Below are 14,816 nucleotides of genomic sequence, written 5' to 3' on the forward strand. Positions count from 1 at the left end.
GCACGTCGTGCGGCCGACGGTCCCCATGTGGTCTGCGAGTCAGGTGACTCGACAGACCAGACAGTCCTCACACGTGAACGGTTGTGCCCATCTCATGTATTTATTGTGAAGATCACACCGTTCAGTCGAACCAGCGGTCCCGCGCCAGCTCCTCCGTACGCGACGGGTCCTCCAGCAGCGCGGCCACCTCGAAGCGGCGCGGCCACTGGCCGGCCGCCCAGGCCAGACCGGCCGCCACGCCCTCCACCGTGGACGCGTGGACCACACCGTCCGGGGTGCGGCGCCAGTCCAGCTCCACGCCGCCCGCGCGCAGTTCACTGTGCTCGACGTACGTGTCGGGGGTCCCGGGGCCGAGCAGGATCCTTACGGAATCCGGCACCTGGTGCTCCTCGCCCTCCATCGTCACCACGGCCTCGACGCTCTCGCCGAGCCGTCGCACCTGGAGCAGGTCCGCCAGCTCCGCCGCGCGCGCCGGAGCCACCGGCAGCAGCGGGAGGCCGCCGGTCAGCGGCAGCAGGTCGGGGGCATCGGCGATCACGACGTCAGCCGCGTCGGCGACCCGCACCTCGTCGTCCACGACCGCCCGCAGCTCGTCCGGCAGCGTGACCTGTTCGGGGTCCAGCTCGGCGAGCGCCGTGTAGAGCGAGTGCAGCTGCACCGGGCCGACGGGACGCTCCTCGTCCGCGAGCCGTCCCAGCAGCTCGGCCGCCCCGCCCGGCTCGTCCAGGAGCGCGGCCACCGAGGTCCGTACGCCGAGGGCGCGCAGCACCTGCGCGTCGTCGAATCCCGTCGCGTCGGCGGAGTCGTACAGGCCCTCCAGACGCGGGTCGCCGCCCGCCGCGCGCAGGCCGGCCGGGCGCCGGCCGTCGAGCACGGGGTGATCGCGCAGCCACCACGCCGTGTAAGGCCGCACCGACTGCGTCGTGCCGTCCGGGAGCAGGACCCGTACCGGCTGGGTCAGCGCGTCGCGCAGCGGCGGACGGGCGAGCATCGCCAGGGCCTGCGGCCAGGCGTCGTCGTCGACGAGGTCCAGGTCGCGTACGGCGACGAGCTCCGTGGCGACCGGCGGCACCGGGGTGTCCGGGAGCTGGTCCAGGACGTCCTCGCACCACACGTCGACGGCGTCGAGCAGACCGGCGTCGTCGGGCTCGGCGAAGTCGCTGTCGCGGGGCTCCAGTTCGTCCGGATCCAGGACGACGTCGGTGGCCCGTACGAGGGCGAAGGTGGCCAGCACCCCGCAGGCGGTCAGGGGCTGTTCGCCCCAGCGCTCGGCCAGCTCCGCGTCGCACAGGGCGAGTTCGCCCTCACGCATGACCTGGGCGAACGGGCTGTCCGGCAGCACGAGTTCACCGGCGGGCGCCGGTTCGCCGTCCTCGTCGGGCAGGGCGAGCGCGCCCAGCCAGGGCTCGTCGCCCGGCGCGAGGTCCGCGTCCCGTACGAGGGTGAGGACGGTCTCGGCGAGCTCGTCCCCGTCCAGGGCGTCCTCGTCCCAGATCTCGCCCGCGTCCAGCGAACCCGCCACCGCGGCCCGGACCTGCGGGGTCGTCAGGACGGCGCGGGGGGTGGCGGGCAGGGCGCCGAGCTTCTCCAGCAGCGGATGGGCGGCGTCCGGATGGGCCACCTTCAGCCCGAGCCGGGCCAGCCTGTCCAGCACGGGCGAGGTCAGCGCGTCCGGAAGCGGCAGGAGGACCTGGCGGGGGCCGATGGTGGTGCGGGGCGCGTCCGCGGACCCCGCGAGGGGGACGGGCAGTCCGGAGAGCCGGTCGGGGTCGACGCCGGCCAGGCTGTCGTACAGCCGCCGCCACCACTCGGGGTCACGCTCCAGGCCGGCCAGCCGGTCGACGGCCTCGGTCAGCGGGACCCGGGCGACGCCCAGCGTGCGCAGCTCGGGGCGACGCTCCAGCCCGGCGGGCAGCAGGCAGGGAAGGACCTCGGCGAGGACCCGTACGGTCTCCGCGCCCACGCCCTCGACCACCTCGGCCTCGACCGGCCGCAGCGCCGACGTCTCCCGGCGCGGGGCTCCGGCGCCGTCCCAGTCGTCCCACTGGGCAGCCGCCTCGGCCGGGTCCCGGGGCGCGGCGGGCTCCAGGAAGGCGACCCGGGGCAGCCGCTCCAGGATCGCGGCCCGCAGGGCGCCGTCCAGCTGCCCCTTGCCGAGCACGCCCGGCACCAGCGCGATCGTGGCGACGGACACGGGCTCCCACCCGGCGAGCAGCTCCGCGTACGCCTCGGCCGCGCGCTCCACCAGGAAGTCGGTCAGCGGGCCCGGTGCGGGGTGCCGGCGGGTGGTGTCGAGGGGCAGCGAGGCGATCAGCAGCGCGGGGACGCCGAGGGGCTCGTCGGTGGGGGTCGGGGCGTGCACGACTGGTGCCGTACGGGGGTGCTGGGGCGCCCCGTCCTCGCCGACGGGCACGGCCCACGTCACCGACCAGTGCGGACGCAGCCGCTCCTCGACGGGCCGGTCGGCCAGCAGCGCGGGCTCCAGGGACCCGTGGCCGGTGACGGTGCGCCAGCGGTGGAGACCGTGCACGGAGTCGTCGATGTGCGTGTACGGGCCGTCCTGCGAGCGCCGCAACGTCCGTACGCCGTCGGGGGTTTCGATCACGACCTCGTCGAGGCCGGCCAGCGTGAGGAGAAGCGCGTCGTCGACGCCGTCGAGCAGCCTGCCCACGAGATCCTCGGCGACGCCGTCGCGGAGCGGCAGGACGACGACGGTGTCGTACCCGTCGGGGGCGGTGCCCTCGGCGGGCAGCGGGAGCCGGAGCAGCGGTACGTGTCCGTCGCGGCGGCGCAGTTCGTCACCGAGACCGGGGCTGCCGATGGCAGCATGACGCGCGAGGTCGCGGGCCTCCGCGAGGGACCAGCGGACACCGCCGTGCCGCCCGATCACGGCGGGCTCGTCGCTGACGGCCAGGACGGCGGCGAACCCGACGCCGAAGCGGCCGACGGCCGACTCGTGGCCCTCGCGCTTGGCGGAGGCCCGCAGCGTGCTCAGCGACTCGACGCCGGTCGCGTCGAGAGGGGCGCCGCTGTTGGCGGCGGCCAGGACGGCGGGGCTGTCACCCGACGCCGCGTGCAGGGTGAGGCGGAGGCGGCCGGGGACACCGGCGCGGGCGGCGGCGTCGGCGGCGTTCTGGGCGAGCTCGATGACCAGACGGTCGCGGTAGCCGCCCAGCGCGAGGTCCTCCTCGGCGTTGGCGTCCTCCCGGAAGCGGGCGGGACCCGCTCCCCAGGCGTCGAGCACGCCGCGCCGCAGTCGCGCCGTCCCGAACGGATCGGCCCCCTCGGTCGCATTCATGCCCACGCTCGTACTCCGCTCTTCCGGTGACCCGTGACGCCCAGTGTGCGCCCGAAGGTACCGCGACCGGGAACCCCCGCAGCGCCCGTCCCCGAGCAGGGCTTCGTCCCAGGATTCCCCCCGGAAGCGGTCCGGGGGGATCTCGGTGAGCCGGAATCGCCCGGCGTGGGCAGCATCCGCACCCGGTCCGCCCGGCCGTGGTCGAGCCCGTCGGATGTCCCCCGGACGAAGTCCTGGGAAGCGCGAGGACGAGCCCGCGGCACGGCCCGGCCGGGGGACCGGACGGCGCCGGGCCCCACAGCGGGCAGGAGGGTCAGGAGTGACCCAGGTCTTCCGTCGAGCCGTCCGGCTGTACCGGGACCGAGCCTGAGTCCTCCGCCGGACGCAGCGGATAGTCGTCCACCTGCATCGTGTCCAGCGCGTGCGGCGCGGGCTTCGGCGGCTTCGGCATGACCGCGGCCTCGGAGTGCCCTCCGCAGCCGTACGACAGGGAGACCACACGGCCGTCCGCCGGGGCGAACTCGTTCGCGCAGACCCCGAAGGCCTGCTTCAGCGAGCCCGCCATCGGCACCAGGAACGCGCACGTGACGCACGACGCCGGCGCGGCCTGCGCCATGGGGGTCTTCGCCCCGAACTCCTCGTCCCACCGGTCAGCCGCCAGCCGCAGCCCGTACCGGGACAGCACCCGCGCACGCCGCGTGCCGAGCTCCTCGGCGACCGCGGCGATCGAGCCGCGGCTCGTCCCGGGCAGCGTCGTCAGCTCCGCGTCCTCCGCGTCGGCGAGGGCGGCCAGCTCCTGCGACACGTCGGAGACGGCGGAGTTCGGCAGGGGCTCGTCCTCGCCCGTCCAGCCGGGCTCCAGGCGCGGGTCCTCCGCCTCGGTCGGCAGAAGATCGCCGGGACCCATGTCACCGGGCCGCAGCCGCTCGCTCCAGGGCACCCACTCGGGGGCGAGGAGCGCGTCGGATCCGGGCAGCAGCACCGTTTCGTCAAGGGTGACGTTCTTGGCGCGGGAGGCCCTGGCGACCGTCACCGCCCAGCGCCAGCCCCGGTAGCCGGGCTCCTTGGACTCGAAGTAGTGCGTGACGACCCGGTCCCCTTCGGAGACCAGTGCCACATGCTCACCCACCACTCCGGGCGCGGCAGCTTCCTCCGCCGCCGCGCGTGCGAGGTCTACCGCCTCGGCGCACAGGCGGTCAGGGGCGGGGGTACGGGCCGTACGGCTTCGCGTCGTCGCAGCACTCACAGGTCTCGCTTCTCTCCATACGCCGTCTCACGAGCGCGCCAGCAGCTCCATCGATGTCCGATTTCGGCCATGACAGTTGTGAGCGGAGCGGACCTGGGGGCCGCGTCGACGTCCACACCCGTTGTGCCTGCCTCGGGCGCGCCTTCTGCCACCCATTCTGCGGGATCGCGGAGAGGCGCGCGGCCAAGAACAACCGCCGGTGGCGCGTGAGTGCACGCTACCCTCTCCGCCGCCCCGAGCCCACCTGCCCGTCCCAAACAGGTCCGGAACCCTTGCGGATCGGTTCCGGATCCGCCGCCGGCAGCGTCGTATTCGCCCGGGATCGGTGGTGCATCCCGGCCATTTTCCGACCATTTCCCGACCGGATGCGACTCACCCGACGGAGCGGCAGCCGCCACGCCCCGGCCCGATCATGGGTTCGTTACGGCAGGGGGTGGGGCACTATGACCACGTGGCTGCCGCCAGGTCGTCCGACGGATCCGGTCCGCTCCGCAGGGCGGGCCGGGCGATGGGCCGCGCCCTGCGCGCCCCGTTCACGGGCACCGCGCGGGGGATCCGGAAGGCGACCCACGCCCACGGGGCGGGCGAGTCCGGCCTCGGCAAGCTGATCGAACTGCACGCGGTCAACGGCGCCGGTGACGTCATGATCACCGTGGCGCTCGCCTCCACGGTGTTCTTCTCCGTGCCCACGGACGAGGCACGCGGGCGCGTCGCCCTCTATCTCGCCGTCACCATGGCTCCCTTCACCCTGCTCGCCCCGGTGATCGGCCCGCTCCTGGACCGGCTGCCGCACGGCCGTCGCGCCGCGATGGCGGGCGCGATGTTCGCCCGGGCGGTGCTCGCCATCACCATGTCGGGCGCGGTGGCCACGGGCGGCCTGGAGCTCTATCCGGCGGCGCTGGGCGTCCTGGTCTCCTCGAAGGCGTACGGCGTCGTGCGCAGCGCCGTCGTACCCCGTCTCCTGCCACCCCGCTTCTCCCTGGTGAAGGCCAATTCACGGGTCACCCTGGCCGGTCTGCTGGCGACGGGCATCGCGGCCCCGATCGGGGCGGGGCTGCAGACCATCGGGTCCCCCTGGCCGCTCTACGGGGCCTGCGCGATCTTCCTCGGCGGGACCGTCCTCGCCTTCACGCTGCCGCACAAGGTCGACTCCGCGAAGGGCGAGCGCAAGGCCCGTCTCGTCGTCCCGCACGAGGACGCGGTCCGCCCGCCCCCGCCCGTCGGCACCACCAAGGGGGCCAGAAGCGGCAGCACCAGGCTCGGCCGGAAGAACGGGCGGGACAAGCCGCCCGGACTGCGTTCCGTCGGACCGTCCGTCCTGCACGGCCTCCAGGCCAACGCCTCGCACCGTGCGCTCTCGGGCTTCCTCATCTTCTTCCTGGCGTTCCTGCTGCGTGAGCAACCGCTCGCCGGGCAGAGCGCCGCCGTCTCCCTCGGCATCGTCGGCGTCGCGGCCGGCGCCGGAAACGCCTTCGGCACGGCGGTGGGCGCGTGGCTCAGGGCACGGGGCCCCGAGGTGATCGTCGCGACGGTGCTGGGGCTCGCCCTGGGCGTCGCGGTCCTCGCCGCGATCTTCTTCAGCACGGTGATGGTGGCCGCCCTCACCGCGGTCGCCGGATTCACCCAGGCCCTGTCGAAACTGTCGCTGGACGCGATGATCCAGCGCGATGTGCCGGAGGAGGTGCGTACGTCGGCCTTCGCCCGGTCGGAGACGCTGCTCCAGATGTCCTGGGTGGTCGGCGGCGCGATCGGCATCGCGCTCCCCCTCAACGGAGTACTCGGCATGTCCGTCGCCGCCGGGCTCCTCGCCCTGGGCGCGGGCGCCTCCGTACGGGGCCTCCTCGGGGCCGCACGGCGCGGCTCACCGCACCCCCGCGTGGCATGAGCGGCACCGACCGATAACCTTCGGCGCATGACCGTTGCGTTCTTCTCCGGTAAGGGCCGTCGAATCGGCGTCGCTCTTGGTGCCGTGTCCGCGGGACTCCTTGTCCTGTCCGCCTGCGACAAGCCGACGCCGCTCGCCACCGTGACGGTCGGCGACAACTCGGTGAGCACCGAGGCCGCCTGCTACAACGACGGCAACGCCCTCAAGGAGTCCGAGATCCAGGGCTGCCTCAACAAGAAGGCGGAGAAGTCCGTCAAGGTCGCGATGGACGACAAGGTCCGCTTCGGCGTCGACCCCGAGGTCGCGGACAACGGCTGGACGCTCTTCATCAACGGCCAGCAGGCCGAGCAGGAGCCGTACAAGAGGACCTACCGCTCGATCCCGGGCAGCGCCTTCTTCGCCAGCCAGACGGGCGAGACCACGGCGGACAAGACGCAGGTCAGCATCGTCGAGACCAAGGGTCAGAAGCTCACGGGCGTCTGGCACTTCCAGCTCACGAAGACGTCCTGACCCTCTGAACCCGAGGACCACCGCTGTGCGGGTGCTTGTCGTGACCGCTGTCCCGGCCGAACGGGACGCGGTCACGCGTGCGTTCGGGGGCGAGCCTGAGGTGCGTGAGGTGCCGGGCGCCGAGCTGCGCCACGCCGGCCCGTTCGACGTCCTCGCGGGCGGCGCGGGCCCCGCGGCGGCGGCCGCCGCCACCGCCTTCGCCCTCGCCTCCGCACCCGCCGCCACGCCGTACGCGCTCGTCGTCTCGGCCGGCATCGGCGGGGGCTTCGCGCCCGCCGCGCCCGTCGGCTCCCTCGTCGTGGCGACCCGCATCGTCGCCGCGGACCTCGGTGCCGAGACCCCGGACGGCTTCGTGCCCGTCACGGGTCTCGGCTTCGGCAGGGACACCTTCCTGCCGCCCGAAGCCCTCGTGCGGGACGTGGCGGAGGCCACCGGCGCCGTGCCGGGCCCCGTCCTCACCGTCTCCACCGTGACCGGAAGCGCGGCCCGCACGGCCGAGCTGCTGGCCGCGCATCCCGGAGCCGTCGCCGAGGCCATGGAGGGCTTCGGCGTCGCGGAGGCCGCCGACCGGTTCGGCGTGCCGGCGCTGGAGCTCCGGGCCGTCTCGAACACCGTGGGGCCGCGCGACCGCGAGGCCTGGCGCATCGGCGACGCGCTGGCGGCGCTCACCGCGGCGTTCGGGAAGACCGCACCTGTAGTGGAAAGTTGGAACCGGCATGACCGACTCGACCGACACCGTGACTGACACCGCGACCGACTCAGCCGGCGCACCGCTTCCAGCGCTGCGGATCGCCTTCTCGCCGTGCCCGAACGACACCTTCGTCTTCGACGCCTGGGCGCACGGAAGGGTCCCCGGCGCGCCCGCCCTCGACGTCACCTTCGCCGACATCGACCTCACCAACGGTATGGCCGAGCGCGGCGAGTTCGACGTGCTGAAGGTCTCGTACGCCGTCCTGCCGTGGGTGCTCGACGAGTACGCGCTGCTGCCGTGCGGCGGCGCCCTCGGGCGTGGCTGCGGGCCGCTCGTCCTCACGAAGGAGCCCGGCACGGACCTGACGGGGAAGACCGTCGCCGTGCCGAGCGAGCGCTCCACCGCCTACCTGCTGTTCCGGCTGTGGGCTGCCGAGGTCGTGCCGGACGGCGTGGGCGAGATCGTCGTCATGCCGTTCGACGAGATCATGCCCGCGGTGCGCGACGGCCGGGTGGACGCCGGGCTCGTGATCCATGAGGCCCGCTTCACGTACCAGAACTACGGCCTGCACAGCCTCGCCGACATGGGACAGCACTGGGAGTCCACCACCGGCCTGCCGATCCCGCTCGGCGCGATCATCGCCAAGCGCTCGCTGGGCGAGGAGACGCTGAACCGGCTGTCGGAATCGATCCGTACGTCGGTGCGGATGGCCTGGGACGACCCGGAGCGTTCACGTCCGTACGTCCTGGAGCACGCCCAGGAGATGGACCCGGCCGTGGCCGACCAGCACATCGGGCTGTACGTCAACGAATTCACCGCCGACCTGGGCGAGAACGGATACGCGGCGATCCGCGGCCTGCTGACCCGGGCCGCGGCCGAGGGCCTCGTACCGGCGCTGGCCCCGGACGCGTTCTCCGTCACCGCACGCTGAACCGGGAGGGCCGGGCCGCGCGGGCCCGGCCGTCCGTCAGACGTCGAGCTGGTCGGCGACCGCCCTCAGCAGGCCGGCGATCTTCGCGCCCGCCGCCTTGTCGGGGTAGCGGCCCCGTTCCAGCAGGGGTGTGATGTTCTCCAGAACGGTCGTCAGGTCCTGCACGATCGAGGCCAGCTCGTCCGGCCTGCGCCGCTGTGCGGCGGCGACGGACGGCGTGGGGTCGAGAATCACCACGGAGAGGGCCTGGTCACCGCGCTGGCCCGCGACCACACCGAATTCGACGCGCTGACCGGGCTTCAGCGCTTCGACGCCGGCCGGGAGAACGGAGGAGTGGACGAAGACGTCGGCGCCGTCGTCGCGCGAAAGAAAGCCGAAGCCCTTTTCCGAATTGAACCATTTGACCTTACCCGTGGGCACGTCTGTCCTCGTCCTCGTACTCGTCGGTGCGCGGAAGAGCCGTAGAACGGCTCCGGATAGCAGTACAGCGGGTCAAGGACCCGCCGTACCCCAGGCTAATGGCCCAGGGGCCGGACACAAGACGTCGCCGAATGGTTCCGCCGAGCTGGGAACTACCCTGGCCGGGTGAGTACTACTCCTTCCGGCGCAGGCGACCGGCTCGTACAGGTCGGCGCGATCGTCTTCTTCATCGGCGCACTGGCCACACTGGTCACCGTGGCCCCGCTGTTCCTGGGCACCGACCCGTTCCCGTCCATCGCCTACGCGGTGTGCATGCTGATGGGTCTCGGCTTCATGATCGCGGCCGCGGGGGTGGTGCGGTCGGTGTGGAAGAACTCCCCGAAGCGCGCCGCCGCGAGGTAGCGGCAGGTTCCACGCCTCAGGCAGCCGCGAAGGTCCGCAGCCAGTCGGGGAACGCCAGGAGGTCCGGCAGGATGACCTCGGCTCCGGCGGCCCGCAGCTCCTCCTCGTCGCACGGCCCGGTGGTGACACCGACCGACAGGGCGTTCGCCGCGTGCGCGCCCCGTACGTCCCCGGTGTGGTCGCCGACGTAGATCCCCGCGCCGTGCTCCAGGAGCGCCTCCGCCTTGCCCTCGGCCCAGAGTCCGCCGATCAGCACGTCCGCCCCGATGCCGAGGTGCGCGAGGTGGAGCTTGGCGTTCGGCTCGTACTTGGCGGTGACGACCATCGCCCGTCCGCCGAGCGCCTGGACGGCCTCGACGGCCTCCCGGGCGCCGGGCAGCGCGGTCGTCGGCACGATCGCCTTGTCCGGGTAGATCGCGCGGAACCGGTCGCAGACGCCGGCGATCTCGTCGGCGGGGAACCAGTTGGCCATCTCCTCGGGGAGCGGCGGGCCGAGCCGGCTGACGACCAGATCGGTGTCGATGTACACACCCGTCTCGGCGGCCAGTGTCTCGTAGACGGCCTTGATACCGGGCCGGGAGTCGATGAGGGTCATGTCGAGGTCGAAACCGACCGTCAAGGTGTGTGTGGGCATGGCACCCATTGTGCCGACTGCCCCGGCCCGGGTGACGTGCCGTCCGTCACGGGGTGGAGCGAGGCCCCGGGGGCTCCGGGCCCCTCCACGGCGTGCAGACTCACGGCACCCGCCCGCTACTGCCGAGGAATGAGAGTTGACCCCGTACTCCCTGGCGTTCTACGTCCACGCCGTCACCACCGGCACCGTGCTCGGCCTTCGCCCCACCGACTCCCCCGACCAGGTCGCAGCGGTACTTGGACCGGACTTCGCCGAGAACGCCTTCGAACGGGCCATGTCCCGCGACTACGGCCTGGCGGAGTTCCACTTCCACCGAGCCCGTGCCCGCGACCCGTGGGCGGGGCACCACTTCAGCCTCCAGGTGCAGCGGCTCGCGCGCCGCGACCGCACCCTCCCGGGCGAGGTGCTCCGCGCCCGCTACGGAAGCTTCGCCCCCCGGCTCCGGTTCGAGAAGCTGCGGCGTCTCCTGGACCGGCGTGGTGTCCCTCTGGTGGAGATCCCGGAGTACCCGGCGAACGCGCCGCACTACCGCACCTTCTGGCAGCCCGGTTCGCGGACGGCCGTCTCCTTCGTCGCGGTCCACGGCGAGTACAGCACTCCGGGCGGCCTGCGGGTCGGTGACGTCTACAGCATCCAGGCCCCCGTGACCGCCCAGGAGGTGGAGCTGCGCGAGGAGCGGGCCCGATGACGGAGGCCGTGGGCGTCCGGCCCGGGTCCGGGAGAACGCAGGCGCCCCGCCCGGGCCCATGGGCCACACATAGACTTAGCCAAGCCTTACCTCGCAATGCCCTGCTCCGCGCAGTTCCCGGCCCCCGCTCACCCGATTGGTTCCGATGGCAGCCGCCGCTCCACGCCTGTCCAGACGCGCGCTCGCGACCGCCGCCGCCGTCGTCGCGCTGCTGCTCGCCGTCCTGCTCAGCCTCGCCGTGGGAGCGCGGACCATCGCGCCGTCCGAGGTCCTGGACGCCCTGCTGCACGGCGGGCACTCCGACGCCGCCGAGGTGATCCGGCAGATGCGGGTGCCGCGCACCCTGATCGGGCTGATGGTCGGCGCGGCGCTCGCCCTCGCGGGCACGGTGCTGCAGGGCATCACCCGGAACCCCATCGCCGACCCGGGGATCCTCGGGATCAGCCAGGGCGCCTCGGTGGCCGTCGTCCTGGCCATCGCGTACGCCGGGATCCACACCCTCACCGGCTATGTCTGGTTCGCCTTCGGCGGGGCCGCCGTGGCTTCGGTCGCCGTGTACGCCATCGCGTCCCGGGGCCGGGGAGGTGCGACGCCGGTGAAGCTCGCGCTGGGCGGAGCCGCGATCAACGCGCTGCTGGTCTCGGTGACCATGGCGGTGCTCACCACCAAGGCGTCGGCGCTCGACGAGTTCCGCTTCTGGCAGATTGGCTCGATCGCCGGCCGGGAGGCCCAGGTCGCCCAGCAGATCTGGCCGTTCCTGCTGATCGGCACGGTCCTCGTGGTGTCCGTGGCGCGCGGGCTCGACGCGCTGGCTCTGGGCGAGGACGTCGCGAAGGGCCTGGGGCAGAACGTCGCGGCCGTCCGCGTCATCGGCGGCATCGGGGCCACCGTGCTCACCGGGGCGGGCGTCGCCGCGGCCGGACCGATCGCCTTCGTCGGCCTCGCGGTCCCGCACATCGCCCGCGCGATCGTGGGCAGCGACCACCGCTGGGTGCTGCCGATGGCCGCCCTCGTCGGGCCGGTGATGCTCCTCGTCTCCGATGTCGTCGGCCGGGTCCTGTTCCCGCCCGGTGAGGTCCCGGCAGGCGTGATGACGGCGCTGATCGGCGTTCCGTTCCTGGTCACCCTCGTACGCCGGAAGGCGGTGCCCGCATGAGCGCGGACACGGCAGTGCCCGTACGCACCCCGGTCCGGCCCGCCGGTTACCGGGTCGTGCGGGTCGGGAAGCGGGCCCGTTTCCTGCTCCACCGGCGGGCGGGGCTCGTCGCGGTGGCCCTCGTCGTGCTGCTGGCGGCGGTCTGTGTCGCGTACCTCTGCGTCGGCGAGAGCTTCGTGGCGCCCGCGGAGGTCGTGAAGGTCGTCCTCGGTCAGCCGTCCCCGGACGAACTGGTCGTGGGCACACTGCGGCTGCCCCGCATGGTGGTCGGGCTGCTCGTGGGCGCGGCGTTCGGGATCGCCGGGGCGCTGATCCAGACCGTCGCCCGCAACCCCCTGGCCAGCCCCGACATCATCGGCATCAGCCAGGGCGCGAGCGCGCTCACGGTCGGCGCGATGGCCTTCGGCCTCACCTCGTACACCGTCCTGCCCTATCTCTCCGTCGTCGGCGGCATCGCGGCCGCGGCCCTCGTGTACGTCTTCGCGTGGCGCGGCGGGCTCCACGCGACCCGTTTCGTCCTCATCGGGATCGGCTTCGCGATCGCCCTGCGGTCGGTGACGACCCTGTTCCTGACGAAGGGCGACTACCTGGTCGCCCAGCAGGCGCAGATCTGGATGACGGGTTCGCTCAACGGCCGCGGCTGGGACGAGGCCGCCCCGATCGGCTGGGCGCTGCTCGTCCTGCTGCCCGCCGTGCTGTGGGCGGCACGGGCGCAGCGCACCGTCTCGATGGACGACGACACCGCGACGGCGCTGGGTGTCCGCCTCGGGCGGGTACGGCTGGGGCTCGTCGCCCTCGGGGTGGTCCTGGCGTCGGTGGCCACGGGGACGGCGGGCCCGGTCGACTTCGTGGCGCTGCTCGCCCCGCAGATCGCCCGCCGGATGACGCGCACGGCGCAGATCCCGCTGCTCTGTTCGGCGCTGCTCGGCGCCGTGATCGTCGTCTTCGCGGATCTGCTGGCCCGCAGGCTCTTCTCCCCCACCGAACTGCCGGTGGGTGTGCTGACGGCGGCGGTCGGCGCCCCGTATCTGATCTGGCTGATCATCCGTGGCCACGGTGGCCGCGCTGGAGGCAACGCATGACGACGACCCGTTCCACGGAAACCGCCGCTTCGAGGCTCACGGCGCGCGCCCTGACCCTCGCCTACGACGACCGCACCGTCGTGCACGAGCTGGACCTGGCCGTTCCCGACGGGTGCGTGACGGTCATCGTCGGCCCCAACGCCTGCGGCAAGTCCACGACCCTGCGGGCCCTCGGGCGGCTCCTGAAGCCTGCCGGCGGGTCGGTGCTCCTGGACGGCACGGAGCTCTCCCGCATACCCACCCGCACGATCGCCCAGTCGGTCGGGCTGCTCCCGCAGACGCCCGTGGCACCCGAGGCGATCACCGTCTCCGACCTGGTCGCCCGTGGCCGCCAGCCGCACCAGCGGTGGTGGCAGCAGTGGTCGGACGCGGACGAGCGCGCGGTGACGGAAGCCATGGAGCGTACGGACATCACCGCGCTCGGCGACCGGCCGGTGGACGAGCTCTCGGGGGGCCAGCGCCAGCGCGTGTGGATCGCCATGGCGCTCGCGCAGGACACGGATCTGCTGCTGCTCGACGAGCCCACGACGTACCTCGACATCGCGCACCAGGTCGAGGTCCTGGACCTGGTGCGCAGGCTCGCCGCTCCGGCGGCGGACGGCACCCGGGGACGGACCGTCGTCACCGTCCTGCACGACCTCAACCAGGCCGCCCGGTACGCCGACCACCTCGTCGCCATGAAGGCGGGCCGCATCGTCGCCGAGGGGCGGCCCGGAGACGTCGTCACCGCCGAACTCGTGCGTGAGGTCTTCGGCCTGGAAGCCGTCATCGTCCCGGACCCGGTCACGGGTTCGCCGCTCGTCGTACCCGGCGCGCCCTGGACTCCCACCCTGTCCTCCTGAAGGAATGAGGCTCTCCGACATGCCCACACCTCCTGCGGCTCGTCTGCTCATCACCGGTTCGCTGGCCGTGACCGCCGCGCTGACCCTCACCTCCTGCGGCTCGTCCGGCTCCGGCTCCGACGGCTCGGCCCCCTCGGGCGACAGGACCCACACGGTCGGCACGGCCATGGGCAACGTCAAGGTCCCCGTGGCACCGAAGCGGGTCGTCGTCCTGGACACCGCCGAGCTGGACTCCGCGCTCACCCTCGGCGTGAAGCCGGTCGGTGCCACGCACACCGGCACGGAGTCGGGTTACCTCAGCTACCTGCCGAAGGAGAAGGTCGAGGGCATCGAGGACGTCGGCGAGATGATGACTCCGAATCTGGAGGCCATCGCGGCGCTGAAGCCGGACCTGATCCTCACCAGCAAGATCCGGCACGGCGACAAGTACGACGAGCTGACGAAGATCGCGCCGACGGTCATGACGGAGAACACGGGCTACCCCTGGAAGGAGAACTTCCAGGTCCACGCCAACGCGCTCGGCAAGGTCCCGGCGGCCGAGAAGGTCATCGCCGGTTACGACGCGCACGTCGGTGAGGTCACCGAGGCGATCGGCGGCAAGGAGAAGGCGGCGGCCACCGAAGTCAACATGGTGCGGTTCGTCGAGGGCGCGGACATCCGGATCTACGGCCGCCGGAACTACATCGCGACGATCCTCGCCGACGTCGGCCTCGGCCGGCCCGCGATCGTGGACAAGGCCAAGGACGGCTTCTCGTACGACGTCAGCCCGGAGAAGATCGACCAGGCGGACGCGGACGTCGTCTTCCACTCGACGTACGGGGACGCGAAGAAGTCCAAGGAGACGCAGACCGTGGGCAGCGGTCTGTGGAAGAACATGGCCGCGGTGAAGGACGGCAAGGTGTTCCCGGTCGAGGACGAGCTGTGGATCCAGGGCATCGGCTACACGGCCGCGGACAGGATCCTGGACGAGCTCCGGGCGGACCTGACGAAGTAGAGGGCCTGAGCAAGCCTGTGGGGCGCGGTGTCAGGTC

At 72.8% G+C, this 14,816-nt stretch carries 14 protein-coding genes; 10 read left to right on the forward strand and 4 right to left on the reverse strand.

Translation table 11 applies throughout. The features are described 5' to 3' along the window. Positions 1-121: 121 nt before the first annotated feature. On the reverse strand, positions 122-3,298 hold the full coding sequence (locus ACFWFI_RS02160; RefSeq protein ID WP_387384427.1) for a sacsin N-terminal ATP-binding-like domain-containing protein: 3,177 nt from the start codon (positions 3,296-3,298) through the stop codon (positions 122-124). Positions 3,299-3,611: 313 nt separating this feature from the next. Continuing rightward, complete coding sequence (locus ACFWFI_RS02165; RefSeq protein ID WP_387384429.1) at positions 3,612-4,544, reverse strand: DUF3027 domain-containing protein; 933 nt, start codon at positions 4,542-4,544, stop codon at positions 3,612-3,614. Between the two features lie 451 nt (positions 4,545-4,995). Between ACFWFI_RS02165 and ACFWFI_RS02170 the strand changes: the two genes are divergently transcribed. The 4 genes from ACFWFI_RS02170 to ACFWFI_RS02185 are packed head-to-tail and all read left to right on the forward strand — an operon-like array spanning position 4,996 to position 8,561. Next, on the forward strand, positions 4,996-6,429 hold the full coding sequence (locus ACFWFI_RS02170) for an MFS transporter (RefSeq protein ID WP_387384431.1): 1,434 nt from the start codon (positions 4,996-4,998) through the stop codon (positions 6,427-6,429). 27 nt (positions 6,430-6,456) lie between these two features. Further along, a complete protein-coding gene (locus tag ACFWFI_RS02175; RefSeq protein ID WP_387384433.1) occupies positions 6,457-6,939 on the forward strand; it encodes a DUF2771 domain-containing protein in 483 nt (160 codons plus the stop codon). A gap of 25 nt (positions 6,940-6,964) precedes the next feature. Next, a complete protein-coding gene (locus tag ACFWFI_RS02180; RefSeq protein WP_387384435.1) occupies positions 6,965-7,684 on the forward strand; it encodes a futalosine hydrolase in 720 nt (239 codons plus the stop codon). After that, positions 7,656-8,561, forward strand: coding sequence for a 1,4-dihydroxy-6-naphthoate synthase (locus tag ACFWFI_RS02185; RefSeq protein ID WP_387384437.1), 906 nt, complete (start codon positions 7,656-7,658; stop codon positions 8,559-8,561). The genes ACFWFI_RS02180 and ACFWFI_RS02185 overlap by 29 nt, the downstream gene beginning before the upstream one ends. A gap of 36 nt (positions 8,562-8,597) precedes the next feature. On the opposite strand, the gene ACFWFI_RS02190 is transcribed toward ACFWFI_RS02185, so the two are convergent. Continuing rightward, positions 8,598-8,981, reverse strand: coding sequence for a cold-shock protein (locus tag ACFWFI_RS02190; protein ID WP_014154805.1), 384 nt, complete (start codon positions 8,979-8,981; stop codon positions 8,598-8,600). A 165-nt stretch (positions 8,982-9,146) separates the two neighbouring features. On the opposite strand from ACFWFI_RS02190, the gene ACFWFI_RS02195 reads away from it, so the two are divergent. Then, positions 9,147-9,383: a hypothetical protein gene (locus ACFWFI_RS02195; RefSeq protein ID WP_387384438.1), complete on the forward strand. Its 237-nt coding sequence runs from the start codon at positions 9,147-9,149 to the stop codon at positions 9,381-9,383. Between the two features lie 16 nt (positions 9,384-9,399). On the opposite strand, the gene ACFWFI_RS02200 is transcribed toward ACFWFI_RS02195, so the two are convergent. Continuing rightward, entirely contained in the window at positions 9,400-10,017 is a 618-nt protein-coding gene (locus ACFWFI_RS02200; protein ID WP_387384440.1) for an HAD family hydrolase, read from the reverse strand. A 136-nt stretch (positions 10,018-10,153) separates the two neighbouring features. Here ACFWFI_RS02200 and ACFWFI_RS02205 point away from each other — a divergent pair, with 136 nt between their 5' ends. From ACFWFI_RS02205 to ACFWFI_RS02225, 5 genes are all read left to right on the forward strand, one after another. Beyond that, positions 10,154-10,705, forward strand: coding sequence for a hypothetical protein (locus ACFWFI_RS02205; protein WP_387384442.1), 552 nt, complete (start codon positions 10,154-10,156; stop codon positions 10,703-10,705). 145 nt (positions 10,706-10,850) lie between these two features. After that, positions 10,851-11,861 (forward strand): FecCD family ABC transporter permease, encoded by a 1,011-nt coding sequence (locus ACFWFI_RS02210; protein ID WP_387384444.1) that lies wholly within the window; start codon positions 10,851-10,853, stop codon positions 11,859-11,861. After that, entirely contained in the window at positions 11,858-12,943 is a 1,086-nt protein-coding gene (locus ACFWFI_RS02215) for a FecCD family ABC transporter permease (RefSeq protein WP_387384446.1), read from the forward strand. The genes ACFWFI_RS02210 and ACFWFI_RS02215 overlap by 4 nt, the downstream gene beginning before the upstream one ends. Further along, entirely contained in the window at positions 12,940-13,785 is an 846-nt protein-coding gene (locus ACFWFI_RS02220; RefSeq protein ID WP_387384448.1) for an ABC transporter ATP-binding protein, read from the forward strand. The genes ACFWFI_RS02215 and ACFWFI_RS02220 overlap by 4 nt, the downstream gene beginning before the upstream one ends. 19 nt (positions 13,786-13,804) lie before the next feature. Next, complete coding sequence (locus ACFWFI_RS02225; RefSeq protein WP_387384450.1) at positions 13,805-14,779, forward strand: ABC transporter substrate-binding protein; 975 nt, start codon at positions 13,805-13,807, stop codon at positions 14,777-14,779. Positions 14,780-14,816: the final 37 nt, after the last annotated feature.

The organism is Streptomyces sp. NPDC060209 (assembly GCF_042728155.1).
Taxonomy (GTDB): domain Bacteria; phylum Actinomycetota; class Actinomycetes; order Streptomycetales; family Streptomycetaceae; genus Streptomyces.

What these genes read in the sequence shown, in the direction of transcription:
- ACFWFI_RS02210 (WP_387384444.1), top strand. Translation starts at nt 10,851, where the DNA reads ATGGCAGCCGCCGCTCCACGCCTGTCCAGACGCGCGCTCGCGACCGCC.
- ACFWFI_RS02160 (WP_387384427.1), bottom strand. Translation starts at nt 3,298, where the DNA reads ATGAATGCGACCGAGGGGGCCGATCCGTTCGGGACGGCGCGACTGCGG.
- ACFWFI_RS02220 (WP_387384448.1), top strand. Translation starts at nt 12,940, where the DNA reads ATGACGACGACCCGTTCCACGGAAACCGCCGCTTCGAGGCTCACGGCG.
- ACFWFI_RS02200 (WP_387384440.1), bottom strand. Translation starts at nt 10,017, where the DNA reads ATGCCCACACACACCTTGACGGTCGGTTTCGACCTCGACATGACCCTC.
- ACFWFI_RS02215 (WP_387384446.1), top strand. Translation starts at nt 11,858, where the DNA reads ATGAGCGCGGACACGGCAGTGCCCGTACGCACCCCGGTCCGGCCCGCC.
- ACFWFI_RS02175 (WP_387384433.1), top strand. Translation starts at nt 6,457, where the DNA reads ATGACCGTTGCGTTCTTCTCCGGTAAGGGCCGTCGAATCGGCGTCGCT.
- ACFWFI_RS02185 (WP_387384437.1), top strand. Translation starts at nt 7,656, where the DNA reads ATGACCGACTCGACCGACACCGTGACTGACACCGCGACCGACTCAGCC.
- ACFWFI_RS02225 (WP_387384450.1), top strand. Translation starts at nt 13,805, where the DNA reads ATGCCCACACCTCCTGCGGCTCGTCTGCTCATCACCGGTTCGCTGGCC.